Annotated in this window: 14 protein-coding genes and 1 pseudogene; 11 read left to right on the top strand and 4 right to left on the bottom strand. The window is 70.3% G+C overall.

Going from position 1 to position 15,825, the window contains the following annotated elements; all coding sequences use genetic code 11:
* Positions 1 to 439 precede the first annotated feature (439 nt).
* From ACGF5C_RS04800 to ACGF5C_RS04765, 8 genes are all read left to right on the top strand, one after another.
* Positions 440 to 1,450 (top strand): dihydroorotate dehydrogenase, encoded by a 1,011-nt coding sequence (locus ACGF5C_RS04800; protein WP_393296695.1) that lies wholly within the window; start codon positions 440 to 442, stop codon positions 1,448 to 1,450.
* 29 nt (positions 1,451 to 1,479) lie between these two features.
* The gene (locus tag ACGF5C_RS04795; RefSeq protein WP_393296693.1) at positions 1,480 to 2,304 is read left to right on the top strand and encodes an IclR family transcriptional regulator; all 825 of its coding nucleotides are present in this window, start codon (positions 1,480 to 1,482) and stop codon (positions 2,302 to 2,304) included.
* The gene (locus ACGF5C_RS04790) at positions 2,301 to 2,924 is read left to right on the top strand and encodes an orotate phosphoribosyltransferase (RefSeq protein ID WP_393296691.1); all 624 of its coding nucleotides are present in this window, start codon (positions 2,301 to 2,303) and stop codon (positions 2,922 to 2,924) included. Before ACGF5C_RS04795 ends, ACGF5C_RS04790 begins: the two co-directional genes overlap by 4 nt.
* 114 nt (positions 2,925 to 3,038) lie before the next feature.
* Positions 3,039 to 3,512, top strand: a complete 474-nt coding sequence (locus tag ACGF5C_RS04785; protein WP_393296689.1) for a hypothetical protein — start codon at positions 3,039 to 3,041, stop codon at positions 3,510 to 3,512.
* Positions 3,509 to 4,807 carry a Zn-dependent hydrolase gene (locus ACGF5C_RS04780; protein ID WP_393296687.1) on the top strand — a complete coding sequence of 433 codons (1,299 nt, stop codon included), beginning with the start codon at positions 3,509 to 3,511 and terminating at the stop codon, positions 4,805 to 4,807. The genes ACGF5C_RS04785 and ACGF5C_RS04780 overlap by 4 nt, the downstream gene beginning before the upstream one ends.
* Positions 4,801 to 5,652, top strand: coding sequence for a hypothetical protein (locus ACGF5C_RS04775; RefSeq protein WP_393296685.1), 852 nt, complete (start codon positions 4,801 to 4,803; stop codon positions 5,650 to 5,652). Before ACGF5C_RS04780 ends, ACGF5C_RS04775 begins: the two co-directional genes overlap by 7 nt.
* Positions 5,653 to 5,692: 40 nt before the next feature.
* On the top strand, positions 5,693 to 7,000 hold the full coding sequence (locus ACGF5C_RS04770) for a dihydroorotase (protein WP_393296991.1): 1,308 nt from the start codon (positions 5,693 to 5,695) through the stop codon (positions 6,998 to 7,000).
* 415 nt (positions 7,001 to 7,415) lie between these two features.
* Positions 7,416 to 8,123, top strand: a complete 708-nt coding sequence (locus ACGF5C_RS04765; protein ID WP_393296683.1) for a VOC family protein — start codon at positions 7,416 to 7,418, stop codon at positions 8,121 to 8,123.
* Positions 8,124 to 8,584: 461 nt separating this feature from the next.
* Here ACGF5C_RS04765 and ACGF5C_RS04760 read toward each other — a convergent pair whose 3' ends face one another.
* The 4 genes and pseudogenes from ACGF5C_RS04760 to ACGF5C_RS04745 form a co-directional block, all read right to left on the bottom strand.
* Entirely contained in the window at positions 8,585 to 9,064 is a 480-nt protein-coding gene (locus ACGF5C_RS04760) for a serine hydrolase (protein WP_393296681.1), read from the bottom strand.
* A 45-nt stretch (positions 9,065 to 9,109) separates the two neighbouring features.
* Positions 9,110 to 9,444: pseudogene (locus tag ACGF5C_RS04755) on the bottom strand (serine hydrolase); the annotation flags it as partial.
* 86 nt (positions 9,445 to 9,530) lie between these two features.
* Positions 9,531 to 11,768 carry an ABC transporter permease gene (locus ACGF5C_RS04750; protein WP_393296679.1) on the bottom strand — a complete coding sequence of 746 codons (2,238 nt, stop codon included), beginning with the start codon at positions 11,766 to 11,768 and terminating at the stop codon, positions 9,531 to 9,533.
* A gap of 341 nt (positions 11,769 to 12,109) precedes the next feature.
* Positions 12,110 to 12,841: an ABC transporter ATP-binding protein gene (locus tag ACGF5C_RS04745; RefSeq protein ID WP_393296677.1), complete on the bottom strand. Its 732-nt coding sequence runs from the start codon at positions 12,839 to 12,841 to the stop codon at positions 12,110 to 12,112.
* 293 nt (positions 12,842 to 13,134) lie between these two features.
* Here ACGF5C_RS04745 and ACGF5C_RS04740 point away from each other — a divergent pair, with 293 nt between their 5' ends.
* The 3 genes from ACGF5C_RS04740 to ACGF5C_RS04730 all read left to right on the top strand — a co-directional run bounded on the left by ACGF5C_RS04740 (position 13,135) and on the right by ACGF5C_RS04730 (position 15,722).
* Positions 13,135 to 14,295 carry a histidine kinase gene (locus ACGF5C_RS04740; RefSeq protein WP_393296675.1) on the top strand — a complete coding sequence of 387 codons (1,161 nt, stop codon included), beginning with the start codon at positions 13,135 to 13,137 and terminating at the stop codon, positions 14,293 to 14,295.
* Positions 14,283 to 14,942 carry a LuxR C-terminal-related transcriptional regulator gene (locus ACGF5C_RS04735; protein ID WP_393296673.1) on the top strand — a complete coding sequence of 220 codons (660 nt, stop codon included), beginning with the start codon at positions 14,283 to 14,285 and terminating at the stop codon, positions 14,940 to 14,942. The genes ACGF5C_RS04740 and ACGF5C_RS04735 overlap by 13 nt, the downstream gene beginning before the upstream one ends.
* A gap of 171 nt (positions 14,943 to 15,113) precedes the next feature.
* Complete coding sequence (locus tag ACGF5C_RS04730; RefSeq protein WP_393296671.1) at positions 15,114 to 15,722, top strand: hypothetical protein; 609 nt, start codon at positions 15,114 to 15,116, stop codon at positions 15,720 to 15,722.
* The last annotated feature ends 103 nt before the right edge of the window (positions 15,723 to 15,825 follow it).

The following is a 15,825-nucleotide window of genomic DNA, read 5'->3' as shown; positions in this document are numbered from 1 at the left end:
CCGGGGGAAGGAGAGCCGAAGATACGTCCATCACACGGGGTAGTCAATACGTGTTGATAACCTTGGCCCGGCCAACGCTCGTTGGCGTCACGGGCACGCGTGACCGTCGCCCGGTGAAACAGAAACTTAACTTCGGCCAGTTGGAAGCTATCCCGGCCTACTAGGCACCCACGCACCCTGGAGCGCGCCCTCCAGACCGGGTCAGCGGTCCCGGAAACTGCGCTGAGTAGCCGGAGAGTGGAAGCCTTCCGGCGGGACGCCCGCATCGTTGCCAGCGGACAGCACGTGACCACACCGCTTTCCACATGCTGAAACGCGCCGGCTCTCAGGGCGATGCGAAAGCTCTGGCGCCTCCCGGGGCAGCGGCCCCACCCCTTGACGAACCACGGCCGGTGACGCATAGTCGACTCTTCCCAGACGGAAGAGGTACATCCGCGTCGTGGAAACGAGACTGCATGCCTCAACCGACAACTCGGGTATTTCAGTCGCCATCCCGGGCGGCGAGACCGACTCGAGAGCTCGGTTCTGGACCCAGGAACAACGAACCAGCATCGACTTATCTGTCACTCTCGGTGATATTCGGCTGAGCAACCCGGTCATGCCCGCGTCCGGCTGTTTCGGCCCGGAGCTCGGCACGCTGGTGCCGCTGGGCGAGCTGGGCGCGCTGGTTACGAAGACCGTCTTCGCCGCAGTGCGCTCCGGCAATCCCGCACACCGCATCACCGAGACTCCCGACGGAATGCTCAACAGCGTCGGCATCCCCAGTCCTGGTATCGACGAATTCCGCTCCCGCGTACTCCCCCGCTACCTCGCCACCAACGTGCCCACCATCATCAGCGTCGGCGGGCTGACCGTGGCGGAGTACTGGACGGCGACGGAGCAACTGGCCGGCCACGGCGCCGCAGCGCTCGAGGTGAACGTCTCCTGCCCCAACCTCGAACACGGCGGCCTGGCCATCGGCACCGACGCGGCCACGGTCGAACGGGTCGTGTCCGGTGTGGTGGCCCGCTCGCACGTACCGGTGTTCGTCAAACTCACCCCGAACGTGACGTCGATCGTGGACATCGCCCGCGCCGCGGAGCACGCCGGCGCCACGGCCATCACAGTGGCCAACACCTTCCCGGCAATGAGCGTGGACGCCGCCCGCCGGACGGCCGTACTCGGCAACGGCGTCGGCGGACTGTCCGGGCCCGCGGTGAAACCGATCGCGCTGCGCCTGGTCTGGCAGGCCGCCCGCGCGGTCGACATCCCGGTCATCGGCTGCGGCGGCATCAGCTCGGCGCGGGACGTCCTGGAATTCCTCCTCGCTGGGGCGAGCGCAGTCCAGGTCGGGACGGCCAACTTCGCCCGCCCGTACGCCATGGCGGAGATCGTGCGGGAGCTCGGGCCGCTGCTGGCCGCATCGGGCACCATGTCCGTCTCGGAAGTCGTCGGCTCACTACGGGTCTGAGCCCGCCGAGCCAATTCGAAGGAGACAGCGTGCAACCGGTCGTCAGAGCGCTGGAGATTCTGCGGACCCTCGCCCACCACGGCGACGGAATGAGCATGAAGGACCTACACGAGACGCTCGACATCCCGCTCGGCAGCGCGCACCGACTGCTGGCGGTCCTGGCCGAACAGGAGTTCGTCACCCGATCCCCGGTCAACCGCCGTTACTTCCTCGGCCCCGCCGCCCGTCAACTGGCCGAGCAGAACAGCCGCCGTACCTCCACACTGGTCGCCCCGCACCCTGCGGTGCTCGCCGCGGCCGCCGAGTCCGGCGAGACGGTGTTCCTCGCCGAACTGGTCGGCAACCGGGTGGTCTGCATCGCTCTCATCGAGAGCGTGCACCCGCTGCGACTGTTCGTCCGGATCGGCCAGGAAATGCCGCTGCACGCGGCGGCGTCCGCCCGCGCCCTCCTCGCCGATATGGACACCGACATCGTCCGTGCGCTGCTCGCGGAACGGCCGCTCACCGCGTTCACCCCGGACACCCCGGCCACCCCGGACGCCGTGATCGAACACCTCGCGGTCGTCCGGGACCGAGGCTACGACGTCTGCGACGACGAACTGGACCGAGGCGTGTGGGCGGTGGCCGCGCCCGTCCGCTCGTCCACCGGCGCGACCTGCGCGAGCATCACGCTCGCTGCGGCCGCCGACCGGATGCGTGATCCGGTCGCCCGGGCCCGGGCGACTCATCTGGTGCTCGCCACGGCGGCCCGGCTCAGCGCCGAACTCGGCTACAGCAGCGAGTTCACCCCGTCACCGCCGATCACCGAAGCCGACCAGACGGACAGCACCGCAACCTACCGAGGGACCTCATGAACAGAGCCGCACCCAGCACCATCGGCACCGGCGACACGACCGCCTTCCAGAACCGCCACCAACGTTGGCTGGAGCTTGCCCGTGATCTGCGCGCCGCGGCGTGCCTGCCCGGCGAGTTCACCCTCGCACCGGCCGGCCCGATCGACGTCTACATAGATGTCTTCCTGTTCGAGACCCGCCCGACGATCCTGCGGCGGATGGCCGCCCTGATGGCCGACCTGGTGGACGCCACAACGGACCGGCTGGCCGGCCGGGCAGAGGTGGCACCCCTCGTCACCGCCCTGTCCCTGGAGACCGGTCTGCCCTTCGCGGTGGTCCCCACCCCCGCTGCCGGCGACCGCCCGACGCAGATCGAGGGAGAACTGCACGCGGGCGAACGCGTCGTCCTCGTCGAGGACGTGATCATGTCCGGCTCACGCGCCACCACCGCCGTCCACGCGCTTCGCGACCGCGGCGCGGTGGTGCCCGCCGTGCTGGCGGCCGTCGACCGCAGCGGCGGCCGGGGCGAGGCTGCGGCCCGCTGCCCCGTCCGGGCCCTGTTCACCCCAGCGGACCTGCACATCCCCGATCAGCCGCGAGTCCGGGACCGCCAGGGCACAGTCGACGTACAACCAGCCTGACCCAGTTTCCACCGCTGCACCCGAACTCCGACCGCTGTCAGTCCACTGGTTCCTGAAAGGGGGACGGCGCTTCCTCCCACGGCCAACGCCGAGGGTCACCGCGCCACGAACGCCATGAACACTCACCCAACACCGGCGAGCCAGCTCGCCGCAGCTGTCGACGAACTCCACCAGGCGGTCACAGCCGACCGTGCCGGTGCCGCGGCGGCCGTCGAACTCGTCAGCACGGCGATCGCCGACGCGCTGCGGCCGTACGCCCCGACGGTGGTGGTCGTGCGGGACAACCTCGACGACGGCGTGCTGGCCCACGTCGTCTCCCGGGAGCTGGACCTCCCCACCGTACGCATCTACGAAGACTCCGGGCTGCTCTCGCTGAGCCCGCCCCCGGACCCCGGAGCACGCGTCGCGCTTCTCGCCGCCTCCTGGCACGACGTGTCGGCGCTGCCGGCGCTCCGGCTCCTGCTCGCCCACGTCCAAGCCGAGGTGGTGGCGGTCGCGGCGGCGCTACCCGTCACCGACGCGGTCCTGGCAGCGGTTGACGGCACCCCGGTCGTCACCGCCGCAGCCTCCTCGCGGACACCGCGATGAGCCTGGACACCGTCGACGTCGCCCTGCCCCTGGCCGACGCCAGCCGGTTGGCCGACCTGCTGGCGAAGTTCGCCGACATCAGCGAGAGCACCGACGGCGTGACGCGACTCGCGTACACCCCGTTGGAACGCGCGGCGCACCGGATGTTCACCGACCAGCTCTCCGCGCTGGGCCTGCGAACCTGGACCGACGCGGCGGGCAACAGCTACGCCGAACGGCCCGGCGATGCCGGGCCAGCCCCCGCCGTCGGCACCGGCTCCCACCTGGACAGCGTGCCGCGGGCCGGACGGTTCGACGGCATCGCCGGGGTGGTGGCCGCCATGGAGGTCGCCCGGCTTCTCGTCGAGGCGGACGTACGGCACACCCACCCGATCAGGTTCGTGGCGTTCGCCGGTGAGGAGGGCGCCCGGTTCGGCCAGGCGTGCACCGGTAGCCGGATCGCGGCGGGCCTGCTGAGCTCGTCCGATCTGGCCGACCGGCGGGATGTCCACGGAGTGAGTCTCGCCGAGGCCATGCGGGCCGTCGGTCTCGATCCGAGCCGCGTCGAGGAAGCGCGCTGGCGCGCGGACGACTGGGCAGCGTTCGTGGAGCTGCACATCGAGCAGGGTGGCGTGCTCGAAGCCCAGGGCGTGCCGATCGGCATCGTCGACCTCATCTCCGGCAGCACCCGGTTCCGCCTCGACCTGCACGGCCGCGCCTCGCACACCGGCGGGACGCCGATGCACCAGCGGGCCGACGCCATGACGGCCGCGGCGGAGATCACGCTCCTCGCCGAAAGCATCGCAACCGACCCCCGGCACCGCGGCACCCGGGCCACGGTCGGCCGACTGGAACTCGAACCGGGATCGATCACCACGATCCCCGGCGAGGCTCGGCTCTACGTGGACATCCGCGACGTGGACAGCGACCGGCAGCGGTCGACGGCGACCGAGCTGATCCACGGTGCCCGCGCCATCTGCGAGCGACGCGGGGTTGGCCTGGACATCGAGTTGCTCGGCGACGCATCCCCGGTGGTGCTGCCGATCTGGCTGCGCCGCCGGATCGCCGAGACCTGCACCGCCACGGGTACGGCGTACCGGGTCCTGCCCAGCGGCGCCAGCCACGACAGCCAGATGATCAACAAGGTGGTGCCCGCGGGGATGATCTTCGTGCCGAGCCGGGCCGGCCTGAGTCACGTCCCCGAGGAGTGGACAAGCAGCGCGGATCTCGCCGCCGGAACCGACCTGCTCGCCCGGAGCCTGCTCGCCCTCGATCGCGAACTGACCACGACATTCCTGGCGGAGAGGGCATGCTGAACACCACCAGCGGGCGGCTCGTCCCGCTCGACCTGCCGCCGGCGCACCGGCCCCCACCCACCTGGCACCACGCGCCGGTCCTGCGCCACGAACCGGTCGGCGACCGGTACCGGTTCCTCCGCCTACACGCCCCGACCATCGCCACCCGCGCCCAACCCGGCCAGTTCGTGATGCTCACGGCGGCGCGCGCCGACGAAACCGCCCCCGTCCTGCCGCGGCCGATGGCGATCTACGACACCGCACCCGAACACGGCACGTTCGACGTGGTGTACGGCGTCGTCGGCGGCGGTACGCGCCGGCTCGCCACCTTCGCCGTCGGCGAGACCATGCTCGCGACCGGTCCGCTCGGGCAGGGGTTTCACCTCTCCCCCGCGACCAGCCGGGTACTGCTGCTGGGCCGGGGCATCGGCACCTGTTCGCTGAGCATGGTCGCCGCGGTCAACGCCCGCCGTGGCGGTACGACCGTCGCCGTCATCAGTGCCCGCCATCCCGGCGTGCTGATCGGCGCCGACGTCCTGCGCCGGGGCGGTGTCGAGCACCTGCACCAGGTCACCGACGCGGACGGGACCAGTGAGCCGGATTTCCTGTCCACCCTGCTCACCTCGACGCTGGACGCCGATCCTCCGCAGCTCATCCTCACCTGCGGTTCGCAACGGCTGACCGATCTCGCCGCCGACCTCGGGAAACGGTGGGATGCGGAGGTGCAGGTGTCCGTCGAGGCGCACATGGCGTGCGGCCTCGGATACTGCCACGGTTGCTCCTCCGGGCAACGGAGCACGGGGACTGAGGCTCCCCTGGTGTGCCTGGACGGGCCGGTGTTCAGGTGGGGATCCGCGGATGACTGAGCCCGGCTGGAACCTGCGGCCGCTGTCCCGGCAACCGCTGCTGCCACCCACCGTGCTGCGGGGCGTACGACCCTACGGCGAGGAACCGGTGGACCTCCTGATCGACAGCGGCCGGATCGCCGCGCTCGATCCCGCCGGGCGGGGACCCGCCGTCCACAGCATCGACTGCCACGGCCTGATCGCTCTGCCTGCGTTCACCGACCTGCACACCCACCTGCGTCAGCCCGGTGCGGAGGACGCGGAGACGATCGCCACCGGCACTCTCGCGGCGGCCAAGGGCGGCTACGCGACGGTGTTCGCCATGGCGAACACCCAGCCGGTGGCGGATGATCCGCGACGCGTGGAGTACGTCGCCGAGGTGGCCGAACGCACCGCACACTGCCAGGTACGGCCCGTGGGCGCGGTCACCGTCGGGCTCGACGGCACCACGCTGGCACCGATCGAGGCGATGGCCGCCTCGGCCGCCCGCACCCGGATGTTCTCCGACGACGGCCGGTGTGTGGAGGACCCCGCGTTGATGCGACAGGCGCTGCGCCGGGCGGCCGACGTCGGCGGATTCATCGCCCAGCACGCCCAGTCCTCGCCGCTGAGCCCGAACGCCCAGGCCAACGACGGCGCGGTCGCCCGCGAGTTGGGCCTGCCCGGATGGCCCGCCGTCGCCGAAGAGGCGATCATCGCCCGGGACTGCGTGCTGGCGGGCGCGGACGACACCCCGCTGCACATCTGCCATGTCTCGACGCGAGGCAGCGTGGAGATAATCCGCTGGGCCAAATCGCGGGGCTGGCCGGTCACCGCGGAGGTCACCCCGCACCATCTCCTGCTCACCGACGAACTGGTACGCACCGGTGACACCCGCTACAAGGTCAACCCGCCGCTGCGGAGCGCCCAGGACGTGACGGCCCTGCGGGAAGCGCTCGCCGAGGGAGTCATCGACGTGGTCGCCACCGATCACGCGCCACACCCCGCCGCCACCAAGAACCGTCCCTGGTGCGAGGCGCCACCCGGCATGCTGGGACTGGAGACCGCGCTGCCGGTCGTCGCGGAGACCATGGTGCGCACGGGCCTCATGTCATGGCGCCGCCTGGCCGAGGCGATGGCCATCCGGCCCGCGGCGATCGGCGGAACAGCTGTCGGCGGCGGGGACCCGCTCCAGGTAGGCATGCCCGCCACGCTGTGCCTGGTCTCCACCGACGCCGACTGGACGGTCGACGCGGCCCGATTGGCTAGCCTGGCCCGGAACACACCGTTCTCCGGTCATCGGTTCTCGACTCGGGTTGCCGCCACGATCATCGGCGGCGGGCTCGCCTGGTCAGCCATCCCCGGTACGGACGGCTCAACCCGCGCCTGACCTATGAGGTCGGAGTCTCTGCTGATAGAGGCTCTTTCGGCGCGGCGCGTTGCCGGCACCGCCATCATGGCCGGTGCCTGATCTATGCGAGCAGCGGTTCCACGGTGCTGGCGTCCGTCGCCTCGGTATTGCTAGCCACCGAATCAGTCCCAGGCCGAGCGGCACCCCGGTGAGCAACCAGAAACCAGTACCATCGGGTGCCTCGACCGGGATCGGGGAACACCAGCACGGCCAGGATGCCGAGCAGGAGCAGCACCGGCAGCGCGAGCGCCGGCCACGGAACCCTCCCGCACCAGCGACGTCCTGCTGCGCGACGTCCCCCGCCATCGTGCGCATCGTGTCAGCACGACGCACGGCAGGACGCAGCCCGGCTAATCGCCTTGTTGCGCTGCTGGCTCCTGCCTACTGTGAGGCGATGATCCCGCGACTGCTGACGGTGACCTTCGATGCGCACGATGCGGCCCGCGTGGCGCAGTTCTGGGCCGGCATGCTCGGCCGGAAGGTCGTCGAGGACGCCGGTGGCGCGCTTCTGCCCGGCGAAGACGGCCAGCTCAGCCTCCGGTTCGTCCCGAGCCGCGCTGAAGAGGTGGGGCCGAACCGCCGCATGCACTTTCACCTGACCAGCGCCAGCCACGACGACCAGCAGCACACGGTGGCCACGGCGCTGAGGCTCGGCGCCAGCCACCTCGACGTCGGGCAACGCCCCGAGGAGGGGCACGTCGTTCTGGCCGACCCCGAGGGCAACGAGTTCTGCGTGATCGAGCCAGGCAACGCCTTCCTCGCCGGGTGCGGCCTGCTCGGGGAACTCGCCTGCGACGGCACCCGGGAGGTCGGCCTCTTCTGGAGCGAGGCGCTGGGCTGGCCGCTGGTGTGGGACCAGAACCAGGAGACCGCGATCCAGTCACCGCACGGCGGCACAAAGGTCGCGTGGGGAGGCCCGCCCGTGGCCCCGAAAGAGGTGCGGAACCGGCAGCGCTTCGACCTCGCCCCGGCCGGCGGTGACCAGCAAGCGGAAGTCGATCGGCTGGTCTCCCTCGGGGCCACCCGGCTCGAGGTCGGTGCGGACGGCACTGTCGTGCTGGCCGATCCCGACGGCAACGAGTTCTGCGTGAAAGGAAACTGACCACAGCGCGGCCGGCTACGCGCCTCGGCGGCGGCCCCGGGGGCCAGCGCGGCCGAAACATCCGCTCGTCGGCACGTCCGGGCGGCAACCGGGCCAGCTCGGCGTAACGCTGCGTCGTACGCGAATCACGGCAGATACGCGCACCCGGCCGAAGTCCGCAGGCAGGGCGTCCATCGACTGCTCGGTTGCGCTGGTCGTACGCCGAACCTCCAGCGACCGGCGGCACGCGAGGAGATCAAGCCGCACAGTTCACGGCCGAAGATCGGGCCTTCGGCGTGGTGACGAGCCCTGGCAGGAGCGCGGATGGCAGTTGCTTTCTCAGTAGACCAGCACGGCCTGGGGCACCCGGCTTCTGGCGCTTGGGCAACTCGCGTTCTGTCGGGCTCCGCCTCTGGGCCGGCCCTGACCGGCGTGGCCATCGCCGGTCAGGGCTCTCGTTCACAACACGCTGTCCGGTTCGGTTACACCCGGCCGCACAGAGCGTTCTGGATCAGTGTGTCGGCACCGCGTTGCTGCTGGAGGAGGCTGTCCAGCGAATCGCCGAGCGAGGCGGACATGGATACCAGGGCGCTGCGCCGGCCGTCGTCGGTGACGCCGGTGACCGTGATGTAGCCGCCGTCGCCGCCGTCGTGGCCCCAGTAGACGCCCCCGCAGGGCAGCGGGCGGCTGACCAGGCCGAGCCCGTAGAGACCGCCCGGCCAGATCGCGTTGATGTCCTCGTTGATCTCGACCGTTCGCTTCATGTCGGCCAGTTGTGCGGGGCGCAGCAGCCGGCCGCCCAGCAGCGCACGAAAGAACCGGTCGAGGTCCCGGGTGCTGGACACCACGGAGTCCGGGTCCACCAGAACCTGTCGTGGATGCCGCTGGTGTTCTGCAGGAGGTGACGGACGGTGATCCGGCGGCCGTCGTTGCCGTTGCCACGGACCACGCCGGGTAGCCACCGTTCGACGGTGTCGTCGAGGGACAGTCGGTGTTCCTCGACCAGTTGCAGGACGACGGTGGCTTCGAACGCCTTGCGGGTACTCGCGATCCGAAAGCGTCCATTGAATGGCACCGGGCGCCCGGTGGCACGGTCGGCGACGCCGCTGGTGGCGACGAGGTGCCGGCCGTCGGAGGTGGTCACCCGGGCTTGAACACCGGTCACCCCGAGGGCGTGGATCGCCTCGGTGTCCCGTTGCAACCGGCCGCCGGCGTGGCCGGAACCGGTCACCGATCCTTCGGCCGGGGCGAGCCCGGTGACCGTGAGCGTGAGGGCGACGAGTCCCGCCGCCGCCCCCTGCGCGACCCGCCGCCTCGATAGTTTTCTGCTGTTCGATCTCATGCCATTGACGTTAGGAGCCACGTCGACGCGGACCGATACCTCGTACCACCGGTTACGTGGTACAGCTGGCTGTAATGCCGCTGCCGTCACTCGCGAACGCCAATCGCGTCGACCGGCTGCGACCGCATGGCGATCCGAGTCGAGTTCATGATGGCGGCCCAGCCGAGCAGCGCGGCGACCGTGACGATTCCCAGGTAGGTGAGCGGTGGGACGGACGGAATCAGCGTCCTGGTCAGTCCGATGCTCGTGCCGATCAATGACGGGATCGCGGCCAGGGTACCGATGAGCACGGCTGCGACGACGATGATCCTCGTCTCGCTGCGCATCATCGCGAACACCTGGCGACGGGTGGCGCCGACCAGTTGGAGCAGGGCGAATTCGCGGAAGCGTGCGGCGGTCGCCATCACCAGGATGTTCACCACGGCGATCGCGAGGTAGCCGAGCAGGACCGCGTTGAGGATGAGGCCGACCGCCGACTCGCCGGCGGCCGCAGCGCTCTGCGCGGCGACGAACGACTCGCGGTTGTCGACCTGAACGGTCGGGAGGTGTTGGACAGCGGATCGCAACGCATCGGCGAGTGCCCCGACGCCGGTTCCCGTGGCCGCCGTGACCAGCACCGCGAAGTCCAGGCGGTCGGTGGTGTGTTCGAGGACGAGGTCGTGCGGCAGCGTGACGTCACCGAGGCCGAGTCCTCTCTCGTAAAGCGCGACCACCGTGGGTTTGATCGGCGTGCCGTCACCGAGATGAAGGTCGACGGTGTCGCCGAGAGCGACGCCGAGGGTGCCCGCCGCGATCCGGCTCAACGCCACCGTGTTGCCCTGCACATCCGCGACATCGCCCTCGAGAACGGCGAGATCCATGGTGTCGGCGAGCTGGTCACCGATGACCCCCTGTGCCGGGTAGGACCTGATCTGTGGGCTGTCCCTCGAGCCGAAGATCGCCAGCGTCCGCGTTCGGACGACCGGGGTCACCGCCGAGACGCCGGGCACGCCCCGGAGCACGTTCGCGACCTCGGGCGACACGCCGGCGGACGTGGACGTGACGACGTAGTCCGCGCGCAGTCCGTCTGCGGCCTGGTCCCGCGCGGCCGAACTCGCGGTCGTCCCGCTGAAGACCTGCCCGGCGGCCAGGGTGATACCCATGATCAGAGGAGTGGTCGCCGCGGCGAGCCGCCGCGAGTTGGCGTGCGCATTCGCGATCGCGAGGAACCCACTGACGCCCGATCTGCGGTTCAGCCCGAGGCCCACCAGGGTGACGGCACCGCCGAGCAACCGCGGCCCCAGCAGCGCGACGGCGAAGACGAGCAGGAACGCCGAGAAGGCCGCGCTTTCAGCGGCTCCTTCACCGGGTAGCACCCATGGCACCACGACCGCCATGGCGAGACCGGCGGGGACCAGCAGCAAGCCGACGGCCAACCGGAGCCATCCGAGTTCGGGTGCCTCCACCGCGGCCTCGCCGAGCGCGTCCACCGGCGTGAGCTTGGCCGCGCGCCGGGCGGCTATCCAGCCTCCCAAACGGGCGCCGATCAGGCACAGCACCACCGCCGCGAGTACCGGCAGCGGGCTGATCGACAGTTCGAAGTCGTCCGGAACCGCGCCGACCAGGGTGAAGACTTCGCGGAAGAGAAAGCTCAGCCCGACGCCCGGAATCACCCCGAGCACTGCTCCGAGCGTGCCCACCACCATGGTCTCGGCGGCGATCATGCCGAGCACCTGCTTCGGAGTCGCGCCGATCGCCCTCAGCAGCGCCAGTTCCCGCCGCCGCTGCCGAACGGACAGAGCGAGTGTGCTCGCCACGACGATCATGATCACCAGAACCATGCTGCCGCCGAACGCCAGGGACAGCTCGCTGATGAACGCACGCGTGCTGCTGATGTCGAGGAACTCGGCCTCGCTCCGGTCGCTGCCGGTGTAGACGACCACATCGGCGACTGCCACCTCGATGGCGCTTGCCAGCTCGTCGGCACTGACACCGGGTGCGGCCAGCACGCCGATCGCGTCCACCCGGTCCGGTTGGCCGGTCAGTTCCCGGGCCCGGTCATCGGTGAAGAACAATGCGGACTGCCGGGCGAGTTTGCCTCCTGGCAGGCTCACGATGCCTGTCACCCGGTAGGTCGACGTGTTTGAGCCGACCGCGAGTCGAACCGGCGCGCCGACGGTGACGCTGGCCCGCTCGGCCAGCGCGGAGTCCAGCACCACGTCGTCCGGCCCGGTCGGGGCCTGGCCGGCGCTCGTGGTGAACGGGCCGAGCGCGGCCGACTGCCAGCCATGCCCGAACGCGGGGGTGCTGTCCGGCGCGGCGAGCACATCGGCGTCCGCCGTCACGAGGCTGACCGGGACGTTGACGTCGGCGATCGCCGTGCGGACGCCAGGAACTCGCGCGATGTCACCGACCCGGCCGGCAGGCAGGGTGGCCCGCTCGCCGAACCTGGGATCCACGTCGTCGGCCATCGGCAGTGCCTGCGGGGCGCCCACCACCAGGTCGGCAGCCTGGTAGCGCTCGGTGGGCACGCCCGAGCGTTCGCTGCTCTCCAGCAGGATCCCGCAGGCCGTGATCACCGCCGAGCCGAACAGCACCGCGACGAATGCCGCGACGAACCCGCCCTTGCGTTCCTTGACCGTGCTCCAGGCCAGCGCCAGCATGCGCTCCGACATCAGGTGGCGGCTCAAGGCTCCCCCAGGTGAGTCATCCGCTCGGCGATCTGCTCGGCGGACGGTCGGGTCATCTCGCCGGCCAATCGGCCGTCGGCGAGGAACACCACAATGTCGGCCTGCGCGGCCGCGACCGGATCGTGCGTGACCATCAGCACGGTCTGCCCCAGGTCGTCGACGATCTTCCTGAGCAGCGCCAGGACCTGGCGGCCGCTGCGGCTGTCCAGCGCGCCGGTCGGCTCGTCGGCGCACACCAGGTCGGGCCGGTTGATGAGCGCTCGGGCGATCGCCACCCGCTGCTGCTGGCCACCGGAGAGCTGGATCGGGCGGCGGTCGTGGTGCTCGGCGAGCCCGACCGCGGCGAGGACACTCGCCAGTTGCTCAGGATCGACCGGCTTCTCGGCCAACCGGACAGGCAACGTGACGTTGTCCGCCACGGTCAGCGCACCGAGCAGGTTGTACGCCTGGAAGACGAACCCGATCCGGTCCCGCCGGAGCTCGGTCAACTCGGTCTCCGACAGGCTGGACAGCTCCGTGTCACCCAGCACGACCCGGCCCGATGTCGGCCGGTCCAGACCGGCCGCGCAGTTCAGAAACGTGCTCTTGCCGCACCCGGACGGGCCCATGACGGCGGTGAACGTACCGCGCGGGAATCCGGCTGTCACCCCGTCGAGAGCGCGTAGCGTGTTCTTCCCCGACCCGTACTCCTTCGACACCGAATCCAGTCGCACCGCGTACGATCGCATCGCAGATGTCGGCGTTGCACCCGGGTACAGCGAGTCGGTCGCGGTGGCCTCGACCGGCGCCACGCGTCGTCTCGATGGGTTTCTGCTGTTCAACCTCATGGTCCGACGCTAGATTCCGCGTCATCGGATACCGATACCCCGTACCACCCGATGCGAGGTACAGCTGGCTGTAGTGCCGCGGGCGGCGGCCACCGGGCAGACTCGACGCCGTGTCGGGAACGCGAAGGGACGCTGCCCCCGAGGAGGCTACGCAGAAAGGGCATCCTGTGACGTCGGGTCGACGGTGGGTGCAGGTGTGGCGTGGCGGGGCCTACCTCCTGGGATCGCTGGCCACCGGGATCGCCACGCTGCTCGCGCTGCCGCTGCTGTGCCATCCGAGGCTCGCCCGGCGGTGGGCGAACTGGCACCGTGACCGCGCCGGCCGGCTGCTCGGGACGCCGTTGGCATCGCGTCCTGCCCTGCGCACGACGGAACGCCGCGCATGGGCCGATCCGGCCACCCCCCGCGACCTTCTCTGGCTGCCGGTGAACGCCATCACCGGGGTAGCGCTCGGCCTGCTCACGCTGCTGTGCGTGGGCAACCTCCTGCCCGCCGCGGTCGCCACACCACTGTGGTGGACGTTCGCACCGGAGGATCGGCCCCGGCTGTTCATCGACATTCCGGTGACCAGCTGGGCGACAGCCCTCACCCTCGGTCCACTGCAGATCCTCCTACTCACCGCGCTGGCGTACCTGGCCTTCTCGCCGATCGCTCGCGCACACGCCCGGATCTGCCTGGTAGTGCTGTCGCACTCGACGGCCGAACAGCTCGCCGACCGGGTCGCCGTGTTGACCCGCACCCGGGCAGACGTGCTCGACGCACACGGCGCAGAGCTGCGCCGGATCGAACGCGACCTGCACGACGGCACCCAGGCCCGGCTGGTGGCCATCGCGATGCGGCTGGCCGTGGCCCGGCAGGCGTTGTCCGACAACCCGCGAAACGAGCAGTTCCTGGAAGAACTTCTTCGGGACGCACACGAAGGAACCGAGGAGGCGATGACCGAGCTCCGCGAGGTGATCCGGACCGTCTACCCGCCGATCCTCGCCGACCGCGGCCTCACCGGTGCACTGACCGCGGTGACGACCCGCTGCGGCGTGCCAACCCGACTGGACATCGGCAACCTCGAAAAGGTACCGGCGTCCGTGGAGGCCGTCGTCTACTTCGCCGTCGCCGAGGCACTCACCAACGTCGCCAAGCACAGCCAAGCGACCACGGCCGGCGTACGGGTGAGCCGAACGGCGGACCGGTTATCGGTGGTGATCACCGACAATGGCGCCGGCGGCGCCGACGATCGGCTGGGCACCGGCCTCGCCGGGATCCGTCGCCGGGTGCTCGCGCTCGACGGCACCATCGACATCGACAGCCCGGCCGGCGGGCCGACGACGATCACCATGGAGCTGCCGTGCGGGTGGTAATCGCCGAAGACAACGTGCTGCTGGCCACCGGACTGGAGCTACTGCTCAACCGCGTGGGGTTCGACATCGCCGCCATCGCGGGCGACGCGGCCGGCTACCTCACCGCCGTGCGGGAGCATCGGCCCGACGTCACCATCGTCGATGTCCGGCTGCCGCCGTCGTTTCGCGACGAGGGCATCCGCGCCGCCCTGCAGGCCCGTCGAGAGCACCCTGGCCTGCCGGTCCTGGTGCTGTCGCAGTACGTCGAGCAGCAGTACGCCGCCGAACTACTCGCCACCACCGGCGGCGGCGTCGGCTACCTCCTCAAGGATCGCGTCAGTCGGGTGGATGAGTTCGTCGACGCGCTGCGCCGAGTGGCCGCCGGTGGCACCGCCATGGACACCGAAGTCATCGCCCAAATCCTCGCCCACCGCAGGGACCCGATCGCCGTCCTCACCCCCCGCGAACGCGAGGTACTCGCGCTGATGGCCCAGGGACACGACAACAACACCATCGCTGACCGGCTTGTCATCACCGACAACGCCGTACACAAGCACATCGGCAACATCTTCACCAAGCTGGGCCTCGCCGTCACCGACAGCGGCCACCGCCGCGTCCTCGCCGTTCTCACCTACCTCAACGGCGCGGGCCAGATCGGCGGCGACTGAGTACGCCGGCGAATCGGCCAACCGCGGCGACCAGCGCCGCCGGGGCCCTGCTGGGCTCGCCACCTTCGTCTCGCTCGGCCGCCTGTAGATCGCGTCAGGGTCGCTTTCTGCGGGGGTTCTCAGGGTCTCGGACGGGGTTCCGCCGGAGGCACCGTGATCCGGTGCGCGACCATGATCTTCAGCATGACGAAGGCAGCAAAGTTCGCTCTGGTCGCCGGACCGCTCGCGATGGGCGGCTACGGCGTGGCCCGTAACATCGGCAGACTCGACAACGTGTACGGGCCGGGTTTCGACTGGCAGCTCGCCCACTTCCTCGGCTTGGCCGGCTTCCTCCTGTTCGTGCCGCTGGTCCTGGGGCTGCGGACGCTACTGCCCGCCGGGACGGTCCGCGAAGTGGTGGTCGGCGCGACTCTGCTCGGTCTGGCGACATCCGTGGTCCAGTTCGGAGTAGACATCGTGCAGGCATTCCTGGCTGCCGACAAGGAAGAGCTGCGGAGCCTGCAGCACGACTTCTCCGGCCTACCCGGCGTGCGACCCGCAATCTACGACGTCGGGCCACTGTTCTTCTTCGTCGGGATCGTGGTCGTCGCCGTGCTGGCCGCCAGGGCAGGCCGGCTGCCGTGGTGGAGCCCGGTGGTCATGCTCGTCGGGGTGCTGCTGCCCCCGGTGAACCTGGATCTGATGCCGTTGGCCGGGCTGTTGATGCTGGTGGCACTGCTGCCGCTGCGGCGTTCGTTTCGGCAGGTATCGGCGGCTGAGCGGGCAGAGCCCTTGGCATGAGGTCGGGGAGGTCGTATCGACCGCCCCGGCACGTTCGGCGATCACTACGCCAGCCGACCTTGCCCCGTTTCACCCCGACGACCTGGACGAGGCCTGGGTCCGC

It is taken from the genome of Micromonospora sp. NPDC047620 (assembly GCF_043205005.1).
Taxonomy (GTDB): Bacteria; Actinomycetota; Actinomycetes; order Mycobacteriales; family Micromonosporaceae; genus Micromonospora.
The sequence above is the reverse complement of the archived record's forward strand: the minus strand, read 5'-3'. Positions and strand labels throughout refer to the sequence as shown.